Origin of the sequence: Gordonia sp. KTR9, assembly GCF_000143885.2 — a bacterium.
Lineage (GTDB): Bacteria > Actinomycetota > Actinomycetes > Mycobacteriales > Mycobacteriaceae > Gordonia.
This window is the reverse complement of sequence record NC_018581.1, coordinates 4,806,396-4,830,605: the sequence shown is the minus strand read 5'-3', so window position 1 is coordinate 4,830,605 and position 24,210 is coordinate 4,806,396. Positions and strand designations below refer to the sequence as shown.

At 67.9% G+C, this 24,210-nt stretch carries 22 protein-coding genes; 14 read left to right on the top strand and 8 right to left on the bottom strand.

Annotated elements, in window-relative coordinates:
* Window positions 1–40 precede the first annotated feature (40 nt).
* From KTR9_RS22305 to KTR9_RS22295, 3 genes are all read right to left on the bottom strand, one after another.
* Window positions 41–1,294: a pyridoxal phosphate-dependent aminotransferase gene (locus tag KTR9_RS22305; protein WP_014928247.1), complete on the bottom strand. Its 1,254-nt coding sequence runs from the start codon at window positions 1,292–1,294 to the stop codon at window positions 41–43.
* Window positions 1,295–1,424: 130 nt separating this feature from the next.
* The gene (locus KTR9_RS22300) at window positions 1,425–5,018 is read right to left on the bottom strand and encodes a (Fe-S)-binding protein (protein WP_014928246.1); all 3,594 of its coding nucleotides are present in this window, start codon (window positions 5,016–5,018) and stop codon (window positions 1,425–1,427) included.
* 230 nt (window positions 5,019–5,248) lie between these two features.
* Window positions 5,249–6,622 (bottom strand): WS/DGAT/MGAT family O-acyltransferase, encoded by a 1,374-nt coding sequence (locus KTR9_RS22295; protein WP_010843715.1) that lies wholly within the window; start codon window positions 6,620–6,622, stop codon window positions 5,249–5,251.
* A gap of 154 nt (window positions 6,623–6,776) precedes the next feature.
* On the opposite strand from KTR9_RS22295, the gene KTR9_RS22290 reads away from it, so the two are divergent.
* Complete coding sequence (locus tag KTR9_RS22290; RefSeq protein WP_014928245.1) at window positions 6,777–7,349, top strand: SanA/YdcF family protein; 573 nt, start codon at window positions 6,777–6,779, stop codon at window positions 7,347–7,349.
* A 22-nt stretch (window positions 7,350–7,371) separates the two neighbouring features.
* On the opposite strand, the gene KTR9_RS22285 is transcribed toward KTR9_RS22290, so the two are convergent.
* Window positions 7,372–9,564 (bottom strand): acyltransferase family protein, encoded by a 2,193-nt coding sequence (locus tag KTR9_RS22285; protein WP_014928244.1) that lies wholly within the window; start codon window positions 9,562–9,564, stop codon window positions 7,372–7,374.
* A 140-nt stretch (window positions 9,565–9,704) separates the two neighbouring features.
* Between KTR9_RS22285 and KTR9_RS22280 the strand changes: the two genes are divergently transcribed.
* The 3 genes from KTR9_RS22280 (at window position 9,705) to KTR9_RS22270 (ending at window position 12,768) form a co-directional block, all read left to right on the top strand.
* Window positions 9,705–10,262 carry a dihydrofolate reductase family protein gene (locus tag KTR9_RS22280; RefSeq protein ID WP_044507289.1) on the top strand — a complete coding sequence of 186 codons (558 nt, stop codon included), beginning with the start codon at window positions 9,705–9,707 and terminating at the stop codon, window positions 10,260–10,262.
* A 130-nt stretch (window positions 10,263–10,392) separates the two neighbouring features.
* Window positions 10,393–11,751 carry a styrene monooxygenase/indole monooxygenase family protein gene (locus KTR9_RS22275; RefSeq protein ID WP_010843711.1) on the top strand — a complete coding sequence of 453 codons (1,359 nt, stop codon included), beginning with the start codon at window positions 10,393–10,395 and terminating at the stop codon, window positions 11,749–11,751.
* A gap of 69 nt (window positions 11,752–11,820) precedes the next feature.
* Window positions 11,821–12,768, top strand: a complete 948-nt coding sequence (locus KTR9_RS22270; protein WP_014928242.1) for an oxidoreductase — start codon at window positions 11,821–11,823, stop codon at window positions 12,766–12,768.
* 139 nt (window positions 12,769–12,907) lie between these two features.
* On the opposite strand, the gene KTR9_RS22265 is transcribed toward KTR9_RS22270, so the two are convergent.
* From KTR9_RS22265 to KTR9_RS22255, 3 genes are all read right to left on the bottom strand, one after another.
* Window positions 12,908–13,993 (bottom strand): NAD(P)H-dependent amine dehydrogenase family protein, encoded by a 1,086-nt coding sequence (locus KTR9_RS22265; protein WP_014928241.1) that lies wholly within the window; start codon window positions 13,991–13,993, stop codon window positions 12,908–12,910.
* Window positions 13,994–14,020: 27 nt separating this feature from the next.
* Window positions 14,021–15,118 (bottom strand): Rieske 2Fe-2S domain-containing protein, encoded by a 1,098-nt coding sequence (locus KTR9_RS22260; RefSeq protein ID WP_014928240.1) that lies wholly within the window; start codon window positions 15,116–15,118, stop codon window positions 14,021–14,023.
* Between the two features lie 64 nt (window positions 15,119–15,182).
* Window positions 15,183–16,205 (bottom strand): alpha/beta fold hydrolase, encoded by a 1,023-nt coding sequence (locus KTR9_RS22255; protein WP_014928239.1) that lies wholly within the window; start codon window positions 16,203–16,205, stop codon window positions 15,183–15,185.
* Between the two features lie 128 nt (window positions 16,206–16,333).
* Here KTR9_RS22255 and KTR9_RS22250 point away from each other — a divergent pair, with 128 nt between their 5' ends.
* The 7 genes from KTR9_RS22250 to KTR9_RS22220 all read left to right on the top strand — a co-directional run bounded on the left by KTR9_RS22250 (window position 16,334) and on the right by KTR9_RS22220 (window position 21,459).
* Window positions 16,334–16,978, top strand: coding sequence for a TetR/AcrR family transcriptional regulator (locus KTR9_RS22250; protein WP_044507287.1), 645 nt, complete (start codon window positions 16,334–16,336; stop codon window positions 16,976–16,978).
* A gap of 125 nt (window positions 16,979–17,103) precedes the next feature.
* Entirely contained in the window at window positions 17,104–17,595 is a 492-nt protein-coding gene (locus KTR9_RS22245) for a hypothetical protein (RefSeq protein ID WP_044507285.1), read from the top strand.
* Between the two features lie 4 nt (window positions 17,596–17,599).
* Entirely contained in the window at window positions 17,600–18,829 is a 1,230-nt protein-coding gene (locus tag KTR9_RS22240; protein WP_014928237.1) for an Nramp family divalent metal transporter, read from the top strand.
* Window positions 18,826–19,194 carry a PRC-barrel domain-containing protein gene (locus KTR9_RS22235; RefSeq protein WP_014928236.1) on the top strand — a complete coding sequence of 123 codons (369 nt, stop codon included), beginning with the start codon at window positions 18,826–18,828 and terminating at the stop codon, window positions 19,192–19,194. Before KTR9_RS22240 ends, KTR9_RS22235 begins: the two co-directional genes overlap by 4 nt.
* A complete protein-coding gene (locus tag KTR9_RS22230) occupies window positions 19,191–19,544 on the top strand; it encodes a PRC-barrel domain-containing protein (RefSeq protein ID WP_014928235.1) in 354 nt (117 codons plus the stop codon). The genes KTR9_RS22235 and KTR9_RS22230 overlap by 4 nt, the downstream gene beginning before the upstream one ends.
* Window positions 19,545–19,609: 65 nt before the next feature.
* Window positions 19,610–21,028 carry a cytochrome P450 gene (locus KTR9_RS22225; RefSeq protein WP_014928234.1) on the top strand — a complete coding sequence of 473 codons (1,419 nt, stop codon included), beginning with the start codon at window positions 19,610–19,612 and terminating at the stop codon, window positions 21,026–21,028.
* Window positions 21,029–21,174: 146 nt separating this feature from the next.
* On the top strand, window positions 21,175–21,459 hold the full coding sequence (locus tag KTR9_RS22220; protein ID WP_014928233.1) for a hypothetical protein: 285 nt from the start codon (window positions 21,175–21,177) through the stop codon (window positions 21,457–21,459).
* A 19-nt stretch (window positions 21,460–21,478) separates the two neighbouring features.
* Here the strand turns inward: KTR9_RS22220 and KTR9_RS22215 are convergent, their stop codons facing one another.
* A complete protein-coding gene (locus KTR9_RS22215) occupies window positions 21,479–22,201 on the bottom strand; it encodes a cutinase family protein (RefSeq protein ID WP_010843699.1) in 723 nt (240 codons plus the stop codon).
* A gap of 175 nt (window positions 22,202–22,376) precedes the next feature.
* On the opposite strand from KTR9_RS22215, the gene KTR9_RS22210 reads away from it, so the two are divergent.
* The 3 genes from KTR9_RS22210 (at window position 22,377) to KTR9_RS22200 (ending at window position 24,174) form a co-directional block, all read left to right on the top strand.
* Complete coding sequence (locus KTR9_RS22210) at window positions 22,377–23,102, top strand: GAF and ANTAR domain-containing protein (protein WP_014928231.1); 726 nt, start codon at window positions 22,377–22,379, stop codon at window positions 23,100–23,102.
* A gap of 62 nt (window positions 23,103–23,164) precedes the next feature.
* Window positions 23,165–23,572, top strand: a complete 408-nt coding sequence (locus KTR9_RS22205; RefSeq protein WP_014928230.1) for an SRPBCC family protein — start codon at window positions 23,165–23,167, stop codon at window positions 23,570–23,572.
* A 65-nt stretch (window positions 23,573–23,637) separates the two neighbouring features.
* Window positions 23,638–24,174 (top strand): alpha/beta fold hydrolase, encoded by a 537-nt coding sequence (locus tag KTR9_RS22200; RefSeq protein ID WP_014928229.1) that lies wholly within the window; start codon window positions 23,638–23,640, stop codon window positions 24,172–24,174.
* Window positions 24,175–24,210: the final 36 nt, after the last annotated feature.

The following is a 24,210-nucleotide window of genomic DNA, read 5'->3' as shown; positions in this document are numbered from 1 at the left end:
CCGGGCCCTCACCTGGGACTCTTCGCAGGATTCCGCGGAATCACTGCCGATACGACGACAGGAAGTTGCCGATACGTTCCACGGCCTCGGTCAGATCCCGCGACCACGGCAGGGTCACGATGCGGAAGTGGTTGTGGTCGTCGAGGTTGAAGCCGGTGCCCTGGACCACGAGGATCTTCTCCTGCAGCAGCAGGTCCTGGACGAACAGCTCGTCGTTGTGGATCTCGTAGACCTCGGGGTCGAGGCGGGGGAACGCGTACAACGCGCCCTTGGGTTTCACGCAGCTGACCCCGGGGATCTCGTTGAGCTTCTCCCATGTGACGTTGCGTTGTTCGTACAGCCGGCCGCCGGGGGAGACCAGGGCCTCGATGGACTGGTATCCGCCGAGCGCCACCTGGATCGCGTGCTGGCCCGGCACGTTGGCGCACAGACGCGTCGATGCCAGGATGCCCATGCCCTCGATGAAGCCGCGGGCGTGGTCCTTCGGTCCGGTCATCACGACCCATCCGGCGCGGTAACCGCAGACGCGGTACGCCTTCGACAAACCGTTGAACGTGAGGCACAACAGATCCGGCGCCAGCGACGCCACGTTCACGTGCTCGGCGTCGTCGTAGATGATCTTGTCGTAGATCTCGTCGGCCAGAATCAGCAGCGAATGCTGCCGTGCGAGTTCGACGAGCTGCTTGAGGACCTCACGTGAGTAGACCGCGCCGGTCGGGTTGTTCGGGTTGATGATGACGATCGCCTTGGTGCGGTCGGTGATCTTTGCGGCGATGTCGGCGACGTCGGGGTTCCACCCGTTCTCCTCGTCGCAGCGGTAATGCACGGGCTGCCCGCCGGACAGCGAGGTCATCGCGGTCCAGAGCGGGTAGTCGGGCGCGGGGATCAGGACCTCGTCGCCGTCGTTCAGCAGCGCCTGCATCGTCATGGTGATGAGCTCGGAGACACCGTTGCCCAGGATGACGTCGTCGACGTCGAAGTACGGGAAGTCGGGGATGAGCTCGTAGCGGGTCACGACGGCACGACGCGCCGAGAGGACACCGGCGGACTCGGAGTAGCCCTGTGCGTAGGGGAGGGCGTGGATCATGTCGCGCATGATCACGTCGGGGGCCTCGAAACCGAACAACGCCGGGTTGCCGATGTTCAGCTTGAGGATCCGGTGGCCTTCTGCCTCGAGGCGCTGCGCGTGCGCGTGGACGGGACCGCGGATCTCGTAGCACACGTTCTGCAACTTGAGCGACTGCTCGAGCGGCTTGAGGTTCTGGTTGAGGTGCGAAACATGGGGCCTACTCACGGGTACATTGTCGCAGCCGGTGGCAAATGCGTTTCTGCCAGTGGGGGCAAGGCCCCCTCGACAAACAGATGTCGCCTGTCGTTGCGGTGAACGCAACGACAGGCGACATCTGTCGGGCCCTGGTGAGCGACTACTTGTGGCCGGGTCGCTTCTTGCCGGCCGCGATGCCGAAGCCCTTAGCCTTCGACGCTCCGGCCTCGGCGACCGTACGAGCCGCGGACGAGCCGTTGCTCGACGCATCGGGTGCCTCGGTCGCGGGTGTCTCCTCGACCGGGGTCTCGTCGGTCTGCGCGGCGTCGGGTTCCGGTGCCTGTTCCGGCTCGGGAGCCGCTTCCGGTGCCGGCTCGGGAGCCGCTTCCGGTGCCGGCGCGGCTGCCGCCGGGGCGGCCTTGCTCGCGCCGCCCGGACGCTTCTTGCCCGCTGCCATCCCGAAGCCCTTGGCCTTGGCCGGCTTCTCCTCGGTCAGCGCGGCAGCCGAACCACCTTGCGGTGCCTCGGGTTCCGGTGCCTCCGCCGTCTTTTCGGCCGGGGCGTCGACGGCCTCGGTGGCCGGTGCCGGCTCCGCCTCGGTCGGCGTGGGAGCCGCCTCGGCAGCTGCAGCGGTCGCAGCCGGCTTGGCTGCGGACTTCCCGATACCACCGGGCCGCTTCTTGCCCGCGGACATCCCGAAGCCCTTGGCCTTGCCCGGCTTCTCTTCCGTTGCGGCAGCGACAGATGTCTCGGCGGTCGCAGTCTCGGTGGTCGCAGTCCCGGCGGTCGCCGATTCGGTGTCGACGGTCGGTGCGGCGTCCGGTGCCGATTCGCTCTCGTCGACCTTGCTCTCGGCGGGAGCGGTCACCCCGGCCGCCGGAGCTGCCGCGTTGGTGGTCTTCTGACCCGGCCGCTTCGCCTTGCCCATACCGAAGCCCTTCGATGCGGGCTTCTTCTCGGCCGCGGTCTCGGTGGCGGCCTCGGCGACCTCCTCCTTGACCGCTTCCGACGACTCGGTCTCGGCAGGCACCGGCTGCGCGGTCCCCCCGGCGGGCTTGCCGGCCGCGCCGGGACGCTTGGCGCCGCCCTTCATGCCGAAGCCCTTGGCGGCGGGCTTCTTCTCGGCGGGTGCCTCGGCAGGAGCCTCCGCGGGTGCGGAATCCGTGGCCGGAGCGGCGGACGATGCCGCGGCGCCGGGCTTCTTGCCGCCCTTCATCCCGAAGCCCTTGGAGGCCGGCTTCTTCTCGGCAGGCGCCTTCTCGGCGGGGGCTTCCGGCGCTGCGGTCTTGGCCGTCGCACCCGGCTTCTTGCCGCCCTTCATGCCCAGGCCGACCTTCGGCTTCGGCGCCGCCTCGGTGGTCGCCGAGGCAGATGCGGTCGCCGCGGCGGGAACCTTCTCGGGCTCGGGTTCGGGCTCCGGCTCCGCGACGGTCGGACGCGGTCCGAGGAACCGGCCGCCGAGCTTGACCTCGGTCCGGTCGCGCTTGACCGATTCGAGCAGCAGCTGCGCGACGTCGACGACCTCGACCTTGCCCTCGGACTCGGTGCCGCTGGTCCGTGCGGTCACACCGTCGGTCAGCATCACGCGGCAGAACGGGCAGCCGGTCGCGACCTTCTTGACCTGATCGCCGGTCGTGTCGCCCAGGGTGTCGAGTGCCTCGTCGACCCGGTCGAGGTTGATCCGCTTGCCGATCTGCTCTTCCATCCACATGCGGGCACCACCGGCACCACAGCACATGGACCGTTCGCCGTGACGCGGCATCTCGGTGAGGGTCGAGCCCGCGGCGCCCATCAGCTCACGCGGTGCGTCGTAGACCTTGTTGTGACGGCCCAGGTAGCACGGGTCGTGGTAGGTGACGCCCTCGCCGAGCGGTGCCACGGGGACGAGCCGCTTGTCGCGCACGAGGCGGTTGAGGAGCTGCGTGTGGTGGACGACCTCGTACTTCGCGCCCAGCTGCGGGTACTCGTTGCCCAGGGCGTTGAAGCAGTGCGCACAGGTGACGACGACCTTCTTGCGCTGGTCCGGCGCGGTTGCGAAGACCTCGCCGAGCATCTCGATGTTCTGCTGCGCGAGCATCTGGAAGAGGAATTCGTTGCCGGCGCGTCGCGCGGAGTCACCGGTACAGGTCTCGCCCTCGCCGAGGACCATGAAGTTGACGGCGGCCATGTCGAGCAATTCGGCGACGGCCTTGGTGGTCTTCTTCGCGCGGTCCTCGTAGGCGCCGGCACAGCCGACCCAGAACAGGTACTCGAAGCCCTCGAACGACTCGACGTCCTTGCCGAAGACCGGGATCTCGATGTCCATCTCGTCGATCCAGGCGGTACGCGCGGAGGCGTTCTGGCCCCACGGGTTGCCCTTGTTCTCGAGGTTCTTGAACATGCCGGCCAGCTCGGTCGGGAAGTCCGACTCGATCAGGACCTGGTAGCGGCGCATGTCGAGGATGTGGTCGACGTGCTCGATGTCGACGGGGCACTGCTCGACACAGGCACCACAGGTGGTGCAGCTCCACAGGGTCTCGGTGTCGATGACGGCGCCCAGGGCCTCCGGATCGAACTCGCCTTCCACGGCCTCGACGACCTGACCGCCACCGAGATCGCCCTTCGACTCGCCGACCAGCTTGCGGGCGGCCTCGGCGCGCGCCGCCTCGGGGATGGCGTTGAGCTTGTCCTCGTCGACGTTGCCGTCGGCGTCGACCAGGCCGACCTCGTCGCCGCCCATGTCCTTGCGGCCGCCGGCCAGCAGGTAGGGCGCCTTGGCATTGCCGTGGTCGCGCAGCGACATGATGAGCAGTTTCGGGCTCAGCGGCTTGCCGGTGTTCCACGCCGGACACTGCGACTGGCAGCGACCGCACTCGGTACACGTGGTGAAGTCGAGCCAGCCCTTCCAGGAGAAGTCCTCGATCTTGCCCGCGCCGAACGCGTCGACGTCGGGGTCGGCGGTCTCCATGTCGAGGACCTTGCCCTGGCTCATCATCGGCTTGGCGGCACCGAGGGCGACGCCGCCGTCCTGCTCACGCTTGAAGTAGATGTTGAAGAAGGCCGAGAAGCGGTGCCAGGCAACGCCCCAGCTGATGTTCATGCCGACCATGGCCAGCCACACCATTCCGCTCATCAGCTTGATGACGGCGAAGATCGACACCAGCGTCGGGGAGGCCGGCAGGATCTTCGCCACCTGCATGGTGAAGAAGTCGGAGTAGACGTTCGCGTGACCGTAGGTCGCGATCTTCGACGCCTTCACCAGGATCATGCCCAGACCCTCGAGCAGCACGACGCCCTCGACGAAGTACGCCGGACCGAAGCGCGAACCGCCGAAGCGGGACAGCCGTTCCGGGACGCGTGGGTGGTTCAGCTGCCGGATGACGATGAGGACGATGATGCCGACCACGGTCGCGATGCCGAGGAGCTCGTCCCACAGGTGCCACGCGAACGTGTCACCGAAGACCGGCCAGTGGAACTCGGGGTTGATGGACTGGCCATAGGCCTCGAACCACAGCAGGAAGCCGCCGAGGAAGCCGACCATCACGAGCCAGTGCGCCCAGCCGACGGTGCGGAACTTCACCATTCGCGTGTGGACGATGAACTCTTTGAGCATCGTCATCATGCGCGGCAGGATGGGCCAGAAGCGGGAACTGTCGACCTTGTGTCCGAGCTTGATGGTGCGGTAGATCCGCACCACGCCGCCGAGGAACAGGTACCAGCAGAACAGGCTGATCACCGCGGCTGTCGTGCCGATGGCAATCGTCGTGGTAGTCACGGGCGCGTACCGGCCTTTCGTCTAGGTCGTCCGCCGCCGGGTCGCGGAACGCGAGGCTGGGTACCACGGGGCGGTGTACTACAGATAACCGTAATTCCTTGCGCCACCGGCGCGCTGCCAAGGCTGGCCTAATTACGCAGGTCTACCTCATGACCGATGATACTCGCCAGTAACTTACTGTCGAGTCAGGGTGGGCGACACCACGTCCGTACCGCGAGTCCCGCGGGGGTTCACCGCGTGTGCGCGACCTTCTCGAGCTCCTCGAGCGCGGTGTCGAGGTGTGTGAGCAGCCGTTGGAGGCTCGGGAGCTGGGCGCGAGCACCGATCAGGCCGAAGTTGATGTGATCGGCGGTGCTGGTCACGGTGATGTTGAGCGCCAGTCCCTGCGTCGGGATTGAGACGGGATACACACCGTCGAGTCGGGCGCCGTTCCAGTAGAGGTGCTTTGTCGGGCCAGGCACATTGCTGATGATGATGTTGAACTGCGGCGGGACGTACTGCACGAAGCCGGGGACGGTGGCGAAGGCCAGGGGCGCGAAGTTGGCCGCGCCGAGGGCGAGGGCCTGCAACGGTCGCAGACCGCGGACCACGGACTTGCTGTGCCGCGCCGAATCCACGAGCTTGTCGAGCCGGCGTTCGGCATCGGGTTCGTCGGTTGCCAGGCTCACCAGGATCGCGGTCACCGCATTGCCGTCGTCGTCGCCGTCGGTGTGCATCGACACCGGTACCGCGGCGATCAGCGGCGCGTCGGGCAACGCGTCCTGGTCGATGAGGTACGACCGCAGCGCGCCCGAACACATCGCGACGATGACGTCGTTGAGGGTGATGCTCCGGGCGTCTGCCACCGCACGGAGACGGTCGAGTTCCCACTGTTGGGAGGCGAACCGGCGGGCGCTGCCGATGGCGACGTCGAGGATGGTGCGCGGTGCTCGTCCGAGGGGCGCCACGAAGTCCGGATCGCGCAGACCGGCGACGGCCACCTTGGCCGCGGCCGGTCCGAGGCCGGCGATCTGGCCGGCCACGTTCGCCAATCCCGACACCCGGCCGCGCAGACTCGGCGCAGGACGGGGACGGCGACGTTCGGCGAGCGCCGGGTCCCACGGTGCGGTGCCCGACCGGTCGCCGGGGTCCTCGGAGAGCGTGCGCTGCAGGAGTCGCAGGGCGGAGACGCCGTCGACCACCGAGTGGTGGATCTTGCTGTAGAGCGCCACCCGCCCGTCCGCGAGGCCCTCGATGACATGGATCTCCCACATCGGGCGGAACCGATCCAGCAGTGCCCCGTGGTTGAGTGAGACGTAGCGCAACAGCTCGAGCACGCGGCCCGGGCGGGGGAGGACCGCACGACGCACGTGGTAGTCGAAGTCGATCTCGTCGTCGTAGGACCACGCGACGTTGCCGAGTATCGTCACCGGCGAGGCCGGGCGTTTGCGGAAGAGCGGATGGATCTCGGTGCAGCCGCAGAACGCCTCGATGATCTCCTCGGCGAGCTCGCTGGACGACTGGCCCTCGCGTGGCACGAACAGCTGGAGTCCCCCGACGTGCATGGGTTGCTCACGTGTCTCGGCCAACAGGAACATCGACGAGGTGACCGGCATGTACGGCATCGCACCATCACTTTCAACACCGCGGGGTGGTGCGCACAGGCTGAGCGCGACCGGGTCCTCCAAGTATCACGGGGTGACCGCCGGGCCCGGGCTGGAATGGCCATGTTGGGGACGGGTTCCCTACGTTGTAGGGGTGAGATCGGGTGCTCGTCTGGTGGTGCCGGCACTGCTGGTGCTGGTCGAACTGTGGATCACCGTGGCCGTCACCTGGATGTACTTCGCGTCGGCGGGCAGGGTCGACGACGCGCCCGCGCCCGCTTCCCGTCCGACGCTGCTGGTGTTGGGTTCGCTCGTCCACGACGACGGGTCTCCCGGCGACTACGTGCGCGGTCGCCTCGACACCGCGCTGGAGCTGTACCGCGCCGGAGGGGTGGATCGGATCATCAACTCCGGCAACGGTTCCGAGGAAGCCGGGAACGAGCCGGCGGTGATGCGGAGCTATCTGGAGGATCGCGGGGTGGCGTCGCGGGTGATCGTCGGCGACCCGGCCGGTCTCGACACCGCCGCGAGCTGCCGGCGTGCGCGGGAGGTGTTCGGCGTCGACGAGGTGGTCATCGTGACGCAGGACTTCCACCTTCGCCGGGCCATCGCGTTGTGCCGGTACCAAGGTGTCGACGCGCGCGGCGTCGCGGCCCGATGTGACTGTCCCGCCTGGACTCTTGTGCGCAATCACATCCGCGAGACCGTGTTCGCCGGACCGCGTGCGGTGCTGACCGCGGTCAGCTGACCCTGCTCCTTCCCGAGGTGACTCACCACCACCGCAGCGACCGCTGCAGGTCGGCTTCGACGGCGGGGATGAGGCTGCGGACGAAGGTCGCCGACAGGTGGTGGAAGTCGTGCCACACCAGGATGTTCCCGACGACCGCGGGGCAGTAGGTGTCGTCGCACATGGCGTCGGTGTAGTCGAGGAAGCTCATGTTGGGGAACTCGCCGGCGAGCGGGGCCGCAGGGTCGGCCGGTGCCATCGCCTGGTCGCGGGGCACCCCGCACACCTCGGGTTTGCGGCCGCTGGCGAGACACTCCGGTGGCTTGAGTTGTCCGGTCGCCCAGGGGTTGTCGCGGACCGCGACGACGCGCTGGCCGCGGTCGCGGAACTCGGCGAAGATCTCCTCGTAGTCCTTGGGCACGTAGTCGCCGTCGCCCGCCTCTACCGGACGGGTGCTGTTGGTGAACACGACGTCGGGTTTGTCGACGGCCAGACGTTCCATGACCCGGCGCGACCAGTCGTTGCACTGGTAGTACTTCTGGCCGAACCAGGTGAAGACGTGCTCGGTCGTGAGAGCACACCCGACCTTGAGGTAGGTGGTCACGCGGAAGCCGTGGCGTTTGCCGATGGCGTCGAGGGCGGTGATCCACTGTTCGGCGTGCGACCCGCCGACGAGCGCGATCGTGCGAGTGGCGTCGACGTCGCCGTAGTACCCGACCTTGATGGACGGGTCCTTCCATCCGCTGATGATCGAGTCGTAGGAGGTGATCGGCCAGTCCATGTCGACGACGTTCGGGCTCGGTTGCGCGGTCACGTTCGGCACCGGCGCCCCGTCGAGGAACGCCCGCGCACCCGGGTAGAGGCGCGGGTCGAGATTCTGGGTGTCGAGGGTGGCGTTCGCGGCGTCGCGCTGCCAGGTCACCGCGGCAGCCCCGGTCGCGACGCTGATGACGACCAGCACCGCGACGAGCGCGCGACGGTAGCCGCGGGTGTCCTGCGGCGCCGGCCGCGCCGTGTCCGCCCGCTTGCGGTCGGCCTTGCCCGCGCGCAGCGGCGCCTCGACGTATTTGGTCGTCAGCCAGGCCAGTAGGACCGACACGGCCAGGATGGCGGTGCCCTCGAACCACGAGACGTCGTCCTGATAGCGCCAGGCCAGGTAGAAGATGAGCACCGGCCAGTGCCACAGGTACAGCGCGTACGCGATCGAACCGAGCCACACGAGTCTCGGATGCGCGAGGCCCCGGCTGACCCCGGACCGGATGGAGGTCTGGCCGGCCGTGCCCGCCCGGTCGATGGGGGCGGTCTGCGACGATCCGACCCAGATGAGCAGGAGGGTCGCCCCGACCGGCACGAGCGCCCACGCGGCCGGATATTCCTGGACCCCCGCGATCCACCACCCGCACGTGACGATGAGGCCGAGGGCGATGATCCCGAGCAGATCACGCACCCGCTGCGACAACGGGATACGCGGCATCCACACTGCGAGCAGACCACCCACGAGCGGTTCCCACAGGCGGGCGACGGTGTCGTAGTAGGTGAACGGCTGGTTGATCCCGTGGCGGTGGTTCGCCCACGCGAACGAGCCCAGTGCGACGACGCCGAGCGCGATCCCGACGACCCCCCGGACCACCTTGGGGTCGGCGAAGAACGCGGATCGGCGGCCCAGGGCGCGCAGCACCGCGCCCAGCGCCAGGGCGCACACGAGGGTGAGGACGAAGAACTGGCCCTGCATCGACATCGACCAGAGATGCTGCATCGGGCTGTTGGCGGAATCGGCGGCCGCGTAGTCCTGCGACTCGAACGCGAGATGCCAGTTCTGGTAGTACAGCGCGCTGGCCTGGAGTTCGGCGCCGAGCGGTCCCCACCGGGTCGTCGGCATGATCAGCGCGATCAGGCCGGCCGTGACCGCGAGCACCAGCAGCAGGGCGGGCAGCAGCCGGCGGAGGAGTCGGGAGAACCGCGGCCACGGATTGATCGCCGCACGCCACGAACTCGTCGCGGGCTGCGTGGCCAGGACATGTTTGAGCAGGGAAGCGACGAAGAAGTAGCCCGACAGGGTGAGGAAGACGTCGACGCCGCCGGACACCCGGCCGAACCAGACGTGGAAGATCGCCACCAGCGCGATCGCGACACCGCGCAGCCCGTCGAGGTCCAACCGGTACCCGGACGTGTTACCGGTCGCGGCGTCCTCGTTCGGGGTTGCGACGGGTGTCGCATCGGTCAGGGGCGTACGCACAGAGGGCGATGGTACTTGCCCGCACCTGAGGCCGGCCTGGCACGAGCGGGGTGTCGTCGGACCTCACAGCAGACTCGTGGGAATGCGCGCTCTCCACGAAGTCCGCGTCGCGGGCCCGGCAGCGCCGTACCATCCCTCGCATGCTGCTCTTGTCGATGGGCGTGTCGGTCGACGGCTTCATCTCCGATCGCGACGGCGACTTCAACTGGACGGTCCCCGACGACGGATTGTTCGCCTTCCACACCGAACGGGTGGCCGAACTCGGCGCCTTCGTGTGCGGCCGACGTCTCTACGAGGCGATGGTGGTCTGGGAGACCGACCCGCGGATGCGTGAGAACGAGGCCCACGCCGCGTTCGCCGACATCTGGACGGCGCTGCCCAAGGTGGTCTTCAGTCGCACCCTCACGGCGGTCGAGGGCAATGCCCGGCTGGCTCGGGGCCCGCTGGCCGACGAACTCACCGCGGTGCTGGACTCGACCGACGCCGACGTCGAGATCGGTGGTGCAGACCTGGCGCGGCAGGCCATCGAACTGGGATTCGTCGACGAGTTCCGCATCTTCCGGTATCCGATCATCGTCGGTGGCGGTACACCGTTGCTGCCGCCGGTCACCTCCCCGGTGCAGCTCCGACTCGCCGAGACCCGCACCTACGAGCAGGTGGTCTACGAGCGCTATCTCCGCGTGCGCGACGAGGCGTAGTCCTCAACCCCCAACGGGCGCCGGCGCGCGAGCCATTCGTTCTCGATGCGTCTAACCCTTCATCCGCACCGATCGCCCCGGCACCCTGTCGAGCAGCCATTGCACGCCGACAACCAGGGGAGATCCACACATGACAGCACGACGATCGGTAGCGATCATCGGGGCCGGGCTGGCCGGTACCAGCGCGGCGCTCGGCTTTCTCGACGCCGGGTTCGACGTCACGCTCTACAGCGATCGCGACCGCGAGTCGCTGCGCGACAAGGTGCCGCCGACCGGTGTCGGCGTCCTGTTCGGCAAGTCCCGTGAGTGGGACGCCGAGATCATCGAAGACCTCTACGAGGTCGGGAACACGACCGGCATCAGCGCTCGCCTGTACTCCGGCGTCGGTGACGAGCGTGCCCCGGTCCTCGAGTTCAACCCGGACTACGGCTATGTGGCCCAGGCCGTCGACCTGCGCCTGAAGGCCGACGACCGTCTCGGCCGATTCCTGGACCGCGGTGGCCGATTCGAGGTGGGTCAGGTCGACACCGACCGCCTCGACGCGATCGCCGCCGACGCCGACATCACGCTCGTCGCCACCGGCAAGGGCGGGCTCTCGACGCTCTTCCCGGTCGACGAGTCGCGCACGCACTACCGGGAACCGCAGCGCCGCCTGCTGCAGGTGACCCTCACCGGAGTCGATCACGGCCCCGAGTCCTTCGCCTACCGCAGCAGCGCCGGCGGTGACCACTCGCTGTTCAACCTCGACGCGCAGAACGGTGAGATCTTCGTCGGACCGTTCCTCCACAAGGACGCCGGACCGACGTGGTCGTTCATCGTCTTCGCCAAGCCCGACGGAGCGTGGGCCGGCCGGATCGACGACGTCCACGACGCGGTGTCCGCCCGGCAGACGATCTCCGGCATCTTCGCCGAGTTCTTCCCGGAGGACGCGCCGGTCATCGATCGGCTGCAGGTCATCGAATCCGACCCGGTCTCGTGGCTCAAGGGCGCGGTCACCCCGACGGTCCGGCAGGCCGTCGCCACCACCGCGGGCGGGCACCCGGTCGCGGCGATCGGCGACACCGCGATCGCCGTCGACCCGGTAGCGGGACAGGGCGCGCAGAACACGCTGATCCAGGTCGCCGAGCTCGTGAAGGCTGCACGGGACCACGACGGCGAGTTCACCGCGGAGTGGCTGTCGGCGGAGTTCGAGAAGCACTGGGAACGACGCGGACGGGCCGCCGTCGAGGTCACCCGGCTCTACCTGGGTGATCCCGACTACGCGACCCACCTGGAGCTGTCGTTTCCGGCTGCCGCCGTCAGTCCCGCGATCGCGTCGGCCCTGTTCGGTCTGCTGTCCGAACCGAATCCGCTCCTCGGTCTGCGGACCCGCGAGGACGTGGAGGGATTCATCTCCGCGGTGGCCGGAGAGCCGCACGACGAGGTCCTCGCCCGGTTCGCGCCGGCCGGGCGGTTCAGCAGCGCCACCCCGGCGGCCGTGAGCGCCTGACACCCGCCCCTCGGCGCCGATGTGATACGAACGACATCGTCGTTCGAGTCGGCGTCGAAGGGGGCAGATGTGAAGTCGGGGTGGACGCTGGCCGACGCGCCGCCGCAGACCGGCCGGGTTGCGGTGGTGACCGGTGCGAATTCGGGGATCGGACGCGAGATCGCGCTCGGGCTGGCGACGCTGGGCGCACATGTCGTGCTGGCGTGCCGCAATCCGGAGACCTCCGCGGAGGCCCGCGACGACATCGTCGGGAAGGTCCCGGGCGCCGAGCTGGAGATCGTCGATCTCGACCTCGCCAGTCTGGATTCCGTCCGTGCGGCCGCCGCCGAGATCGGCGCGCGTCATACCCGGATCGACCTGCTGGTCAACAACGCCGGGGTCATGCGGGCGCGTCGTGACCTGACGCCCGACGGTTTCGAGATGGACTTCGGCACGAACTACCTCGGTCACTACGCGCTCACCGGACTGCTGATGGACCGGATTCTGGCGGCCGATGCCGGGCGGGTGGTCACCGTCGGCAGCCACGCCCATCGAGCAGGCACCATCGACTTCTCCGACATCCCCATGGACCGGACCTTCAGCAGCGCGGGTGCGTACTCCCGTGCGAAGCTCGCGCAGATGCTGTTCGCGCTCGAACTCGACCGGCGCATGAGAAGTGCCGAGGTGTCGGCGATTTCGCTCGCCGCCCACCCCGGTGGCACCCGCACCGGGGTGATGCGCGAGCAGAGCAGATTCCTGCAGTGGGCATACCACGCGTCCTCGCTGCGATGGCTCACCGATCGTTTCATCATGGATCCGCCGGACGGAGCCCTCTCGGTCCTCCGCGCCGGCACCGATCCGAAGGCGCAGGGCGGCGAATACTACGGTCCCGTGGGAGGTTTCGGGCTGGCCGGTCCGCCGGTGCTGGTGGAGCCGTCGGCGAAGGCGAAGGACCGCGACGTCGCTGCGCGACTGTGGGACCTCGGTGCCGAACTCACCGGGGTGACCATCCACCTCGGCTCATCCTCGGCCCCCTGATCCGAACGAAGTGACCACCTCTGCTCCCTGATCCGAACGAATTGACCACCACCTCTGCTCCCTGATCCGAACGAAGTGACCACCACCTCTGCTCCCTGAGGTGCGAGGAGCGAAGCGACGAGCCACGAAGGGCTTCTCGTCAGATCGCGAACCGCCCGGCGAACGACCGCAGCGGGAGGTCGGTGCTCGTGACGATTCCCGGAGCGGCCTCGACGACCGAGCGGATGGCGTTCAGGGCGGGCAGCCCGGTGACCGTCATGCCGATCGAGGCGAAGTTCTCCGGCCTGGAGAGGTCGAAGCCCTTGCGCGGGAAGATCATGTGTTTGGAATAGATGTTGGGGTCGCCGGTGACCTGGGTGATGTAGCAGGCCTGGATGTTCCACGACGGGTCGGTGTGCGGGGTCATCTGCCATTCGAGATGGGACTCGACGCGGGCCACGCCGTCGACCATGCCCTGGTACTTGATGTGGCTGCCACCGAGCGAACCCTGCGGCAGCTGATACCAGCCGAGGTCGACGTCCTTGGTGCAGGCGCCCAGCTCGTAGGAGAACGCCACCTCGTCGAGTTCGAGTTCGAAGGCGTCGGCCATCAGATAGACCGAGTCCGCGAACACCGCGGTGTACTTGTACAGCGAGTCGGGGATGCTCGGGTCGTCGACCGGCAGGCCGTATCCGACAGCCTTCCAGGTGTCGACGGAGTGGTGACACGAGACGTCGACGGATTCGATGACCGTGACGTTCTCGATGTCGGCCACGTCGGCGGTGTGCACGATGCCGAGGATCTGTGCCAGGCCGGGATTCATGCCGGTGCCGTAGAAGGTGGCGCCACCGCGTGCGCAGGCCTCGGCGATGACGTCGCTGACCTTGCGGCCGGAATGGTGCGGGTGATTGGTGTCGCGATGGAAGCCGGTGATCCAGTCCGCGGTGGTCACGATGTCGATCCCGGCCTCGAGGACTTCGACGTAGAGGTCCTCGTCGGGGAACACGCCGTGGAATGTGAGCACATCCGGACGCGCGGCGATGATCTCGTCCACCGTGCCCGTGGCCGTCACGCCGACCGGATCGAGCCCGACGATCTCGCCGGCGTCGCGCCCGATCTTGTCGGGCGTGTAGCAATGCAGGCCGACCAGTTCGAGGTCGGGATGGGATCGGATGCGTCCGATCATCTCGGTGCCCAGATTTCCGGTGGCGACTTGGAAGACCCGGATGCGTTCGGCGGCGGTCATGGGAGATCCTTTCGGCGGAGCGACTTGTCAGGGCTGCGCGGCGGCGCGCAGCGCGTCGAGCTCGGATCGGCGGATGCGGACGAACTCCTCGCCCGTCGGGGGCACTGCACCGCTCGGTGACGAGGGATCGGCACCGTCGGGTCCGCCGTCGGGGTAGAACTGACGCGCCCAGTTCCGTAGGGCGGTGAAGCCTTCGTACTCTTTGCGGGACAGAGCGGGTGGATCGGAGTAGCGCTGGTGCGCCCAGATGTCGATGTCGGCGGCGAACTGCTCGATGACGAGATCGGCCATGATGGTGCCGTAGCGGGTGATATCGCCGGTTTCCTCGCCCGGCTTGCGGCCGATCCACACGGTGAACCGGACGTCGGAGGTGTGCTCGTCGACCGGGGTGACCGCCGGCATCGTGCGATTGTCGACCATGCCCCAGCTCTTGGTGACCGAACAGCCCAGCCCGGCATTGATGGATTCGACTCCGCTCGTGGCATTCTCGAGGGTCGCACCCTCGTCGAAGGCGATGGTGAAGTCGACGTAGGACACCGGTCCGCCGAAGTCGTGCCGCGTGAACTCCGGCATGAACGGTGTCTTGTGGACGAACTTGAAATGGGCGAAGTCGACGCCGTTCTCCATGATGTATTGCGGATGGATCTCGAGTCCCGGCCGGAAGAGGGTGGCCGCCGGGACCGGCGGGTAGTAGTCGGCCGCGGTGCGGTCGTCGCCGAAGTCGCCGAAGATGTCGGGCACGTCGAAATGCGGTGGGCGTCCGTCGATGTCGTGCCAGATCCAGACGGCCTCGTTGCGTTCGACGACGGGGTAGCTGCGGATGCGACGCCCCCGGTTGGGGTGTCGTTCGTACGGGATGCACACGTTGCGACCCTCGCGATTCCACTCCCAGCCGTGGAACGGGCAGACCAGGTTCTCGCCCTCGACGTGGCCGCCGTGTCCGAGGTGGGCGCCGAGGTGCTCGCAGAAGGCGTCGAAGACGGAGACCGTGCCGGACGCGGATCGCCACGCCACCATCTCGCGCCCGAAGTACTTCATGGTGTGGACCGACCTCACCGGGATCTCCGAGCACCAGGCGACCTGGAACCAGCCAGTGGGTGTCATCGAGAGGGGCGTTCTCGCCATGCGGCAACGGTAGGTCTCGTCGCCGCAGAATGCAAGAGGGTTCTATGAAAAGTATCGCGCCTGGTCAGCTGGCGGTTTCGGTGATCTCCGGACTCGGCGACGACGTATGCATGACGCGGTGTATCTCCGCGGTGAAGTCCTCGGCGGCCTCGATGTTCGACGCATGGCCGGTGTCGAGGACGACGAGGCGGTCGAGTTGGCCGCGAACCGACAGCGCATGGGCGATGCGCTGGGTCATCGCATGTGGGAGGAGCAGGTCGTGCCGACCACCGATCACCGTCGTGGGCACCGAGATCGCTTCGGCGCCGGTGGGGCCCATCGCCAACTGCAGAAGGGCGACCGCGGCCTTGGCGCGGGAGCTCGGCGTGCACGAGCGGGTCATCGCCAGGACGAACGCGGCATGATCGGCGGTCGCCGACCGGCTGTTCAGGATGCGATGCCGGATCACACTTCTCGTGAATCGGTCGCCGGGTAGGGGGAGCGGCACCGCCAGGGCCATCTGCAGCAACCACAGCGGTGCCTTGATGGGGCCGTTGACGAACGGCAGGACACGACTCTCGGTGGCGATCCCGCCCCAGGTCGTGTTGGCGAGAACCATTGCGGCGGCGCGGTCCTCGGCCTGTTGCCGGTGCCGGTGTGCCCACGCCTGGAGCGTGATGCCGCCCATGCTGTGCCCGACGAAGACCGCCTTCGAACCGTCCGGAACCGTCTGGGAGACAACCGCGTACAGGTCGTCGGCGAGTACATCGGAATCGAACTTCCGCCGGCCCCACGTGCTGTCGCCGTGTCCGCGCTGGTCGTATGCGATGACGTGATAGCGCTCGGCGAGGGCGTTGATCTGCGGATTCCAGTATTCGATGCAGCACGACCACCCGTGGATGAGCACCAGAACAGGAGCCCCTGAAGGGCCGTGATGGTGGACCCGGAGACGTGCGCCGTCATCGGTGACCGCCCACGACGTCCTGTCCGGCTCTCTCGAGTTGAAGAGGGCGTCGACGTACTGCCGCCGGCGGAGTCGTCGACGTGCTTCTGCCGGACTCAGTCGCGACCGGGCCCGACGGGCGACGGCTGCTCCGCTCACACTCATGGTGTCCTCCTCGACCCCGTGACACGCGTCACAGCAGACGCCCAACGATACAAACCGGGTAACCCCTCGTTCGCAAACGAAACATCTCGCCGGTCACGGCCTCGGCCATCCGGCTACGATCGGCGACCATGCCCACCTCGGACTCCGGCATGCCGGCCGCCGGCCCCGCGACAGCCGTCCGGCGAGTCAATCGGCGCGGGCAGGCGACGCGCGACGCGATGCTCGACGCCGCGATCACCTCGCTGGCGTCGGGTGACCCGGCATCGGTGTCGGGCAACCGCATCGCCAAGGACATCGGCGCCACGTGGGGTGCGATCAAGTACCAGTTCGACGACATCGACGGTCTGTGGGCCGCGGTGCTGCACCGCACCGCCGAGCATCGCGGCGACCTCCCGGTGAGTGTGAAACCCGAAGCGCCACTGGACCAGCGGGTCGCGGCCATCGTCGACCTCATGTACGACGGGCTGACCGCGCCCGAATCGCGGGCGATCGAGACACTTCGGGCGGCACTGCCGCGGGATCCGGACGAGCTGCGCCGGCAGTTCCCCAAGACCGCAGCCGAGTTCGCTTCTTGGGGGCCGTCGTGGATCGACTCGTGCCAGCGAGCGTTCGCCGACCTGGACGTCGATCCCGAACGTGTGCGCGAGGTGGCGGCATTCCTCCCCGGGGCCATGCGGGGACTGGTGTCGGAGAAGCAGCTCGGCACCTTCCAGGATCAGCAACTCGCCCGCCGCGGCCTGGCCAGGGCCATCGTCGCGCTTCTCGCGGCCTGAGCGCAGGCGGGGAGCAGCGTTCAGGACCCGGTGCCGCTGTCGGCGGCTCCCTCGTCTGGTTTCGTCGCAGGCCCGTTGGGTTATCCCGCGTCCGGGATGTCACGCCTTCACAGAAGGGGACGGTGATGCTTCTGCCGACCGGGCCGAGGGCCGAATCGTTCGCGATGCGCCGGGCGTTGACGTGCGTGCTGTGCCTCCTCCTGCTCGCCGGATGCGCCCGGCAGCCCGGTGGCGTGATGGCCGAACTCTCGCACTCGTCCGGTGACGTGGTCAGCGCGGTTGCTTCCGGAGAGGAAGGGCTGCGTTCGTGGGCCGAGGGTCGTGCACCGCGACAGTACGTTCGCGTCCTCTTCGACGACCTGATCGAGCAGTCGCTGTCCGCCTATGGAGCGGTCGTCAACCTGGACATCGACGACGTCGCCGACGAGCCGATGCGGGCCGGGGTCGAGGACGCGATGGCGGAGGCCACCCGTGTGCTCGTGGCGGCGCGGTCGGTGACGCTGCTCGAACGGGCGGACCCACGGGTGTCCGACTCGCGCGGCGCGCTCACCGAGATCGGCGAACGGCTGCAGCAGATCGTCGACGATCCGCGTTCCGCGGCCGGTGCGAGGGGATGAGCCGGTGAAGAACGTCATCGGCGTCGCGCTCGGCATCCTGACCGCCATCGGCGGGTTCCTCGACATCGGTGACATCGTGACCAACGCGGTCGTCGGGTCCCGGTTCGGGTTCGGCCTGGTGTGGGTCGTGGTGGTCGGCGTCATCGGGATCTGCCTGTTCGCCGAGATGTCGGGACGGGTCGCCGCGGTGAGCGGCCGGAGCACTTTCGAGATCATCCGGGAACGGCTCGGTCCCCGCATGGGCGCCGCCAACCTGGTCGCATCGCTGTTCGTCACCGGTCTCACCCTCACCGCCGAGATCGGCGGCATCGCTCTCGCGCTTCAGCTGGCCAGTGGGGTCGCACCGTTGCTGTGGGTGCCCGTCGCCGCGTTCGGCGTCTGGATCATCGTGTGGCGCGCCAACTTCAAGATCATGGAGAACGTGACGGGCCTGTTGGGGCTGTGCCTGGCGGTGTTCGGCGTGGTCTTCTTCCTGTTGCAACCGCCCTGGGGTCAGGTCTGGGATCAGATCAGCGCGCCCGCCATCCCCTCGCAGGAATCGGTACCGACGTACTGGTACTACGCCATCGCGCTGTTCGGTGCGGCGATGACGCCGTACGAGGTGTTCTTCTTCTCCTCCGGTGGCATCGAAGAAGGCTGGCGGCGCAAGGATCTCGCCCGTGAGCGATGGAATGTGCTGATCGGTTTTCCGCTCGGGGGTCTGGGGTCGATCGCGATTGCCGGTGTCGCAGCGTTGTACCTGATGCCGGCCGACATCTCGGTGGACTCGTTGTCGCAGGTCGTGTTGCCGGTCGTCCAGGCCGGCGGGCAACTGGCACTGGCGTTCGCCATCATCGGGCTGGTCGCGGCCACGACGGGTGCGGCCTTGGAGACGGCGTTGTCGACCGGTTACACCATCGCCCAGTACGCGGGGTGGCCGTGGGGCGCGGCCAAGAAGCCGCGTCAGGCAGCCCGCTTTCACCTGGTGATCATCGTGTTCCTTCTCGGGGGTGTCCTGATCCTCCTCACCGGGGTCGACCCGATCATGGTCACCGAGTACTCGGTCGTCTTCTCCGCGGTCGCCCTGCCACTGACCTACCTGCCGATCCTCGTCGTGGCGAACGATCGGGAATACATGGGAGACAACGTGAACGGACGGGTGCTGAACTTCTTCGGAACCATCTATCTGGGCATCATCGTGGTCGCCTCGGTGGCGGCGATACCGTTGCTGATCGTGACGGGGGCCGGGCGATGAGCTCCGACGACGACCGTCGGCTGTCGCGCCGCACCACGATCGATCTCCGCCTTCATCTGCTGGACAGGCAGATCCACGACCGGGACGGTGTGCCGCTCGGCGTCGTCGACGACGTCGAGATCGACATGCCCGACGACGGACCGCCGCGGGTGTCCGCGCTGCTCACCGGACGGGCGCTCTTCTATCGACTCATCGGCGGAGGTCCGCATGTGAGCGAGCTCGACCGGATCCCGTTCGACCGCGTCCGCGACATCGACGTCCGGGTCGCGATCGACGACAAGCAGGACGATCTCGAGCTCGCGTGGCCCGAACGATGGTGCCGGGACCACATCGTCGCGCGTATCCCGGGAAATGGGCAGCGATGATCGCCAGCGACCTGTTGAGCTGTGCCGTCCACGATTCCGGCGGCGATCACCTCGGTCACGTGATCGACCTCCGCTTCGAGGTGGAGGACGACGAACTGCGGCTCGTCGGGTTGCTCGTCAACCGCCGAAACCGCGTGTCCTTCCTCGGCTACGAGCGCCAGGGCGTCTCGCGGCCCTGGGCGCTCAACCGGTTCTTCGCTTGGCTGCATCGCGGCACGGTGCTCATCCCGTGGGCGGACGTGACTTCCGTCGAGGACGGGGCGGTGTGTGTCCGGGACGGTTTCCGTCGCCTCGACGCCTCGCTGGACACCGCGCATGCCGACGGTTTGGGGCGCCCGGTCGACGGGTAGATCTGGGACGGCCGACGCCGCGGTCCGCCCGGCGTGAATACTCTGCGATGGGAGTGTTGTCGCTGATGACGCAGGGACGCGATGATGGCGTGCAGGACAGCGGCGGTGCGGTGACAACGACACCGCGCCTGGCCCGCGCGGGGCTCGGGGACACCGGGCGAGTCCTGCTCGGCGTGCTCGCCCCGGTGATCGCCGAAGGTGTTGTGGCGCGCCGGAAGACGATGGTCCGCCTCGGTGGGCGAGTCGACACCCACGGCCGGGCCGCCCGGGTACTCAACGGCCTGCGGTCCCGCCACGACGCCGACGCGCTGGCTCTGACCTTTCCGCGCTCGATGGTGCTCGCGCTGCGCCCGCCGGCGGTGACGGCAACCCTCCACGGCACGCCGGAACCCTTCAACCCGGCGTCGAAGGAGAAGGTCGCAGCACTCTCCCGGTTTCAGCCGACGGGTGTGCTGATCTCGGACAACCGGCATCGGCAGGCGAGGCGGGAGCTGAACGAACTCGCCCTGCAGACCTCGGCGGACGTGCACTCTCTCCACCGGCGGTGTGGGGAGATCATCGAATCCGAAGTCGCGGAACTGCTCCCCACCCTCCCCGAGGGCCGTCTCACCTGGGACACCTACGTGGTCGCACACTGGCGCATGGTGCGCCGCTTCGTCTTCGGGGATGCAGCGCGTGACGACGAGACGGTGACGGACCTGCTGACGGTGCTCCGACGAGACGCCAACTGGGGGTACGCCTTCCCTCGTCGATCCGCCACCTACAACAACTTCCGACGACGTCTGGACCATCTGGTGGCCGCGGCTCCCGAGGACTCGCTGGCCGCAGTGGTCCGCAACGCGGTGGGCAAGCCCGGCTCGTTGGACCCGATCGGTCAGATCCCGCACTGGCTGTTCGCGTTCGACGCCGTCGCGGTGGCCATCCATCGGGCACTCGCACTGCTCGCGTCCCACCCCGTGACCGCGGCCGCCGCCCGAACGGAGGCCGCGGTTGTGGACTCCGCGGAGCCACGGGTCCTGCCGACACTTCGGGCGACCGTCCTCGAATCCCTGCGTCTGTGGCCGACGACCCTCGCCATCCTGCGGGAGGCGACCCGGGATGTCCCGTGGGACGGCGGCGTCGTCGCCGAGGGTGCGACCACGATCGTGATCGGGGAGTTCTTCCAGCGCGACGACGATGCGATGGACTTCGCACAGCGCTTCACCCCGGACGCCTGGACAGACGGACGAGCTCAGGAACTCGCCGGCGTCGTCCCGTTCAGCGACGGGCCGGGCGAATGCCCGGGACGCAATGTGGTGCTGATGTTCGCCACGGCAGTGCTGGCGGCGATCTGTCGCGACGTCGACCTCGACGACAACGTGCTCTCGCCACGGGCGCGAGCCGGTGTCGTGGACATGCCGCACTCGCTGGACCACTTCGACCTGAGGATCGAGCTCCGAGCCGTGCCGGGGTCGACGCGAGAAATCTCCCGTCCGCACGATTGACCAAAGCGCTTGTTGGGTAAGGACACCGAACCGACGAGCGGTTCGCGAGCGGGAACGACACCGGAGTCCGAGAAGTGGGCTGGTCGTGACCGGGAGAACCGGGGTGCCCAAGGCTGGGTTCGGTGCGGCACGATAGGAGACGACCGATGGGGTCTCACTGCAAGACGACGCGCGATCACGACGAGATCCGGGAGTGGGTGACCACCCATCAGGGTGTGCCGGCGCGCGTTCGCGACGTCAGAAGCGTCGGCGGAACCGGAGTGCTCCGCATCGACTTCACCGGCCGGACCGCCGACGAGTGCCTCGAGCACATCAGCTGGGACGAGTGGTTCCGCAACTTCGAGCGTGCCGAGCTCGCTCTCGTCTATCAAGCGGAGAAGTCCGACGCCGGCAGGACTTTCGCGAAAGTCGTGCCGGCGCCGGACTTCTGAGCCGTGTGAGCTTCTCCGGTCAGACGCGCCGGGCGACGTATCGGGCGCCCTCCAGCGTCATACCGTTCACCGAGTACAGCACGTGCAGGGCGTTGGGACCGCCGACCGGAGCTCCGTCGCAGATGGTGTCACCGGGGATGCAGTAGCGAACGGTGCGGCTGCGGTACGGCGCGGCGACCTTCACCGGGGGAGCGCCGATGTCGTCGATGAACCGATCCGACGGGGCGCCGTAGAGCACGATCGCGGCGACATTGCGGGCCATGTTCGCCGGCAGCGGCGGCGGGACGAACCGGTCGTAGGTGGCGTACCGCGCCGGCAGGTCGAGTCCCGCGTGCACGGAGTATCCCGCGACTACGGCGCCCTGGGAGTAACCGCCGAGGACGACCTTGGTACCCGGGCACTTCGCCGCCAGGTACTTGATGCGGTTCTGCGTGGTGCGGACGCCGTCGGCGACCGTCTGGGCGAACTTCAGCCGATTGTCGAACTTGTCGCTCGCGGGGTAGGGGACGCCGTAGGAGCTGACGGACTTGCCCGGCAGCTGCGAGCGAACGGCCTCGACGAAGGAGATGCCGGTGAGACCCAGCGGCGGAGACGTCTCGACGGTGCCGCGCGCGAACACCACCTCGACGTCGGAGCACGATGGTGCGGCCTGCGCGGTCGGTGTTCCGACGGCCACCGCCCCCGTGATCGCAGCGATGACACAGAGGACGGAAACACTCAGGCGTTTGATCACCCGCCCCATGGTAGAGATCACAGCACGGCGGGGTAAGGGCCTCATCGTCTCAAAGAACGAGGGAGTCCACACCCATCCGCGACCGGGTGCGCAACGAAGGACCCCGATGACCAGCCCATGGATTTTGTAGGATCACGTGACGTGCCGGACTCGACCGGCCGCTCGAAGCAGAGGTGAGTGCCCGGTGGACGCAGATGTGCATTTCAAGATCGCCGAACTGGCGCGGCAGATGCATGCGGTGCCGGAGAGCATCGAAGACAGCACCGGCCGGGTCCTGGACTCCATCACCGCCGGGGCCGTCGAGCATGTCCCCGGAGCTCGGTACGCGGGTGTCCTGCTCGTCGACCAGAAGAAGAACTTCGACACACTCGCGCCGACCGACCCGCTGATGAACGAGGCCGACCGGATCCAGCGGGAAACCGGGGAGGGTCCGTGCCTGCAGGCCGCCTGGGACCATCACACCGTGCTCGTCAACGACATCCGTCGCGACGAGCGGTTCCCGGCGTTCTCCGCCCGGGTCATCGACGAGACGCCGCTGCGCTCGAGCCTGTCGTTCAAGCTGTTCACCGACAAGGGAACCATCGGTGCGCTCAACGTCTTCTCCGACGAGACCGACGTGTTCGGGGAGGAATCCCTGGAGATCGGGCTCCTGTTCGCGACCCATGCCGCACTGGCGCTGCGAGCGGCGCGCCAGCAGCAGCATTTCCAGAGCGCTCTGGCGAGCCGGGACGTGATCGGCCAGGCCAAGGGCATGATCATGTACCGCTTCCGCATCGACGCGGTCCAAGCGTTCGCGCTGCTCCGGCGGCTGTCCCAGGACACCAACACGCCGCTGGCCAAGGTCGCCGAACAGCTCATCGAGCGGGAACTCGCCGAGCCCGTCGAGGCGGGAAACGGTTCGCCGTCCTGACCCCGGTCTTCCGTCGACTGGGCGCCGTTTTACGTCGACTGTGCACCGGCTAGGTTGGGCTCATGCGCAGCCGGCATGTGAGCGTGGTCATCAACGCCGAGCCCGCGAGGGTCTACGACTTCGCGGCCGAACCCGACAATCTGCCGCGGTGGGCCGCAGGACTGGCGACGTCGGAGGTGACCCGGCGTGGTGACGAACTCCTCGTCGAGTCGCCGATGGGCACCGCCACCGTACGGTTCGTCCCGCGGAACACACTCGGCGTCGTCGACCACGAGGTCGTGCTCCCCACCGGGGACACCGTGCTCAACCCGCTGCGCGTGCTGGCGCATCCGCAGGGCGCGGAGGTGGTCTTCACCATCAGGCAGCTGGCCATGTCCGACGACGAGTTCGACCGCGACACCCAGATGGTGGAGAAGGACCTCGCCCGGCTCAAGTCGCTGCTGGAGGCGGGCGGTCCGACTGCACGGTGAGGCGATGAGAACGGCCACGCGCCGAAGTCAACCTTGATGACCCAACGCGACTTCGAGGAGATCCCATGCCCCAGCGTCGACTGTTCTTCATCCACGGTGCGGGCGGTTACGTCGAGGACGGGCCGCTCGCGGACTCGTTGTCGGCTGCCTTTGGTGCGTCTCTCGACATTCCGAGGTTCTCCGACGACGACATGTCGATCGAGGCGTGGGCTCGACCGATCCGAGAACACCTCGCCGGGTTGGGCGCCGATGATGTCGTCGTCGCGCATTCCTTCGGTGCGACGGTACTGCTGCACGTCCTCACGGCGGACGGCGTACCAGAACCGAGAAATGTTGTGCTGCTCGCGATGCCGAACTGGGGGCCGGACGGCTGGGATGTTCCCCAGTACGTACCGGCCGACCACTCGCTCCCGAGCCACGAAGGGCTGACTCTCTCCCTCCACCACTGCATCGACGACGACGTGGTGCCCGTCGAACATCTGGATCTGAACACGGCGCTCCTCCCGGCGGCAACGGTGCAGCGGCACCCGGTGGGCGGCCACCAGTTCGACGGGCTCGCCGATGTGCTTGCGCGCGGGCGAGGTGGCCCCGACCCTGGGTAGGTACGCGACCCAGGTCCGGAGGGCACACATGGACGA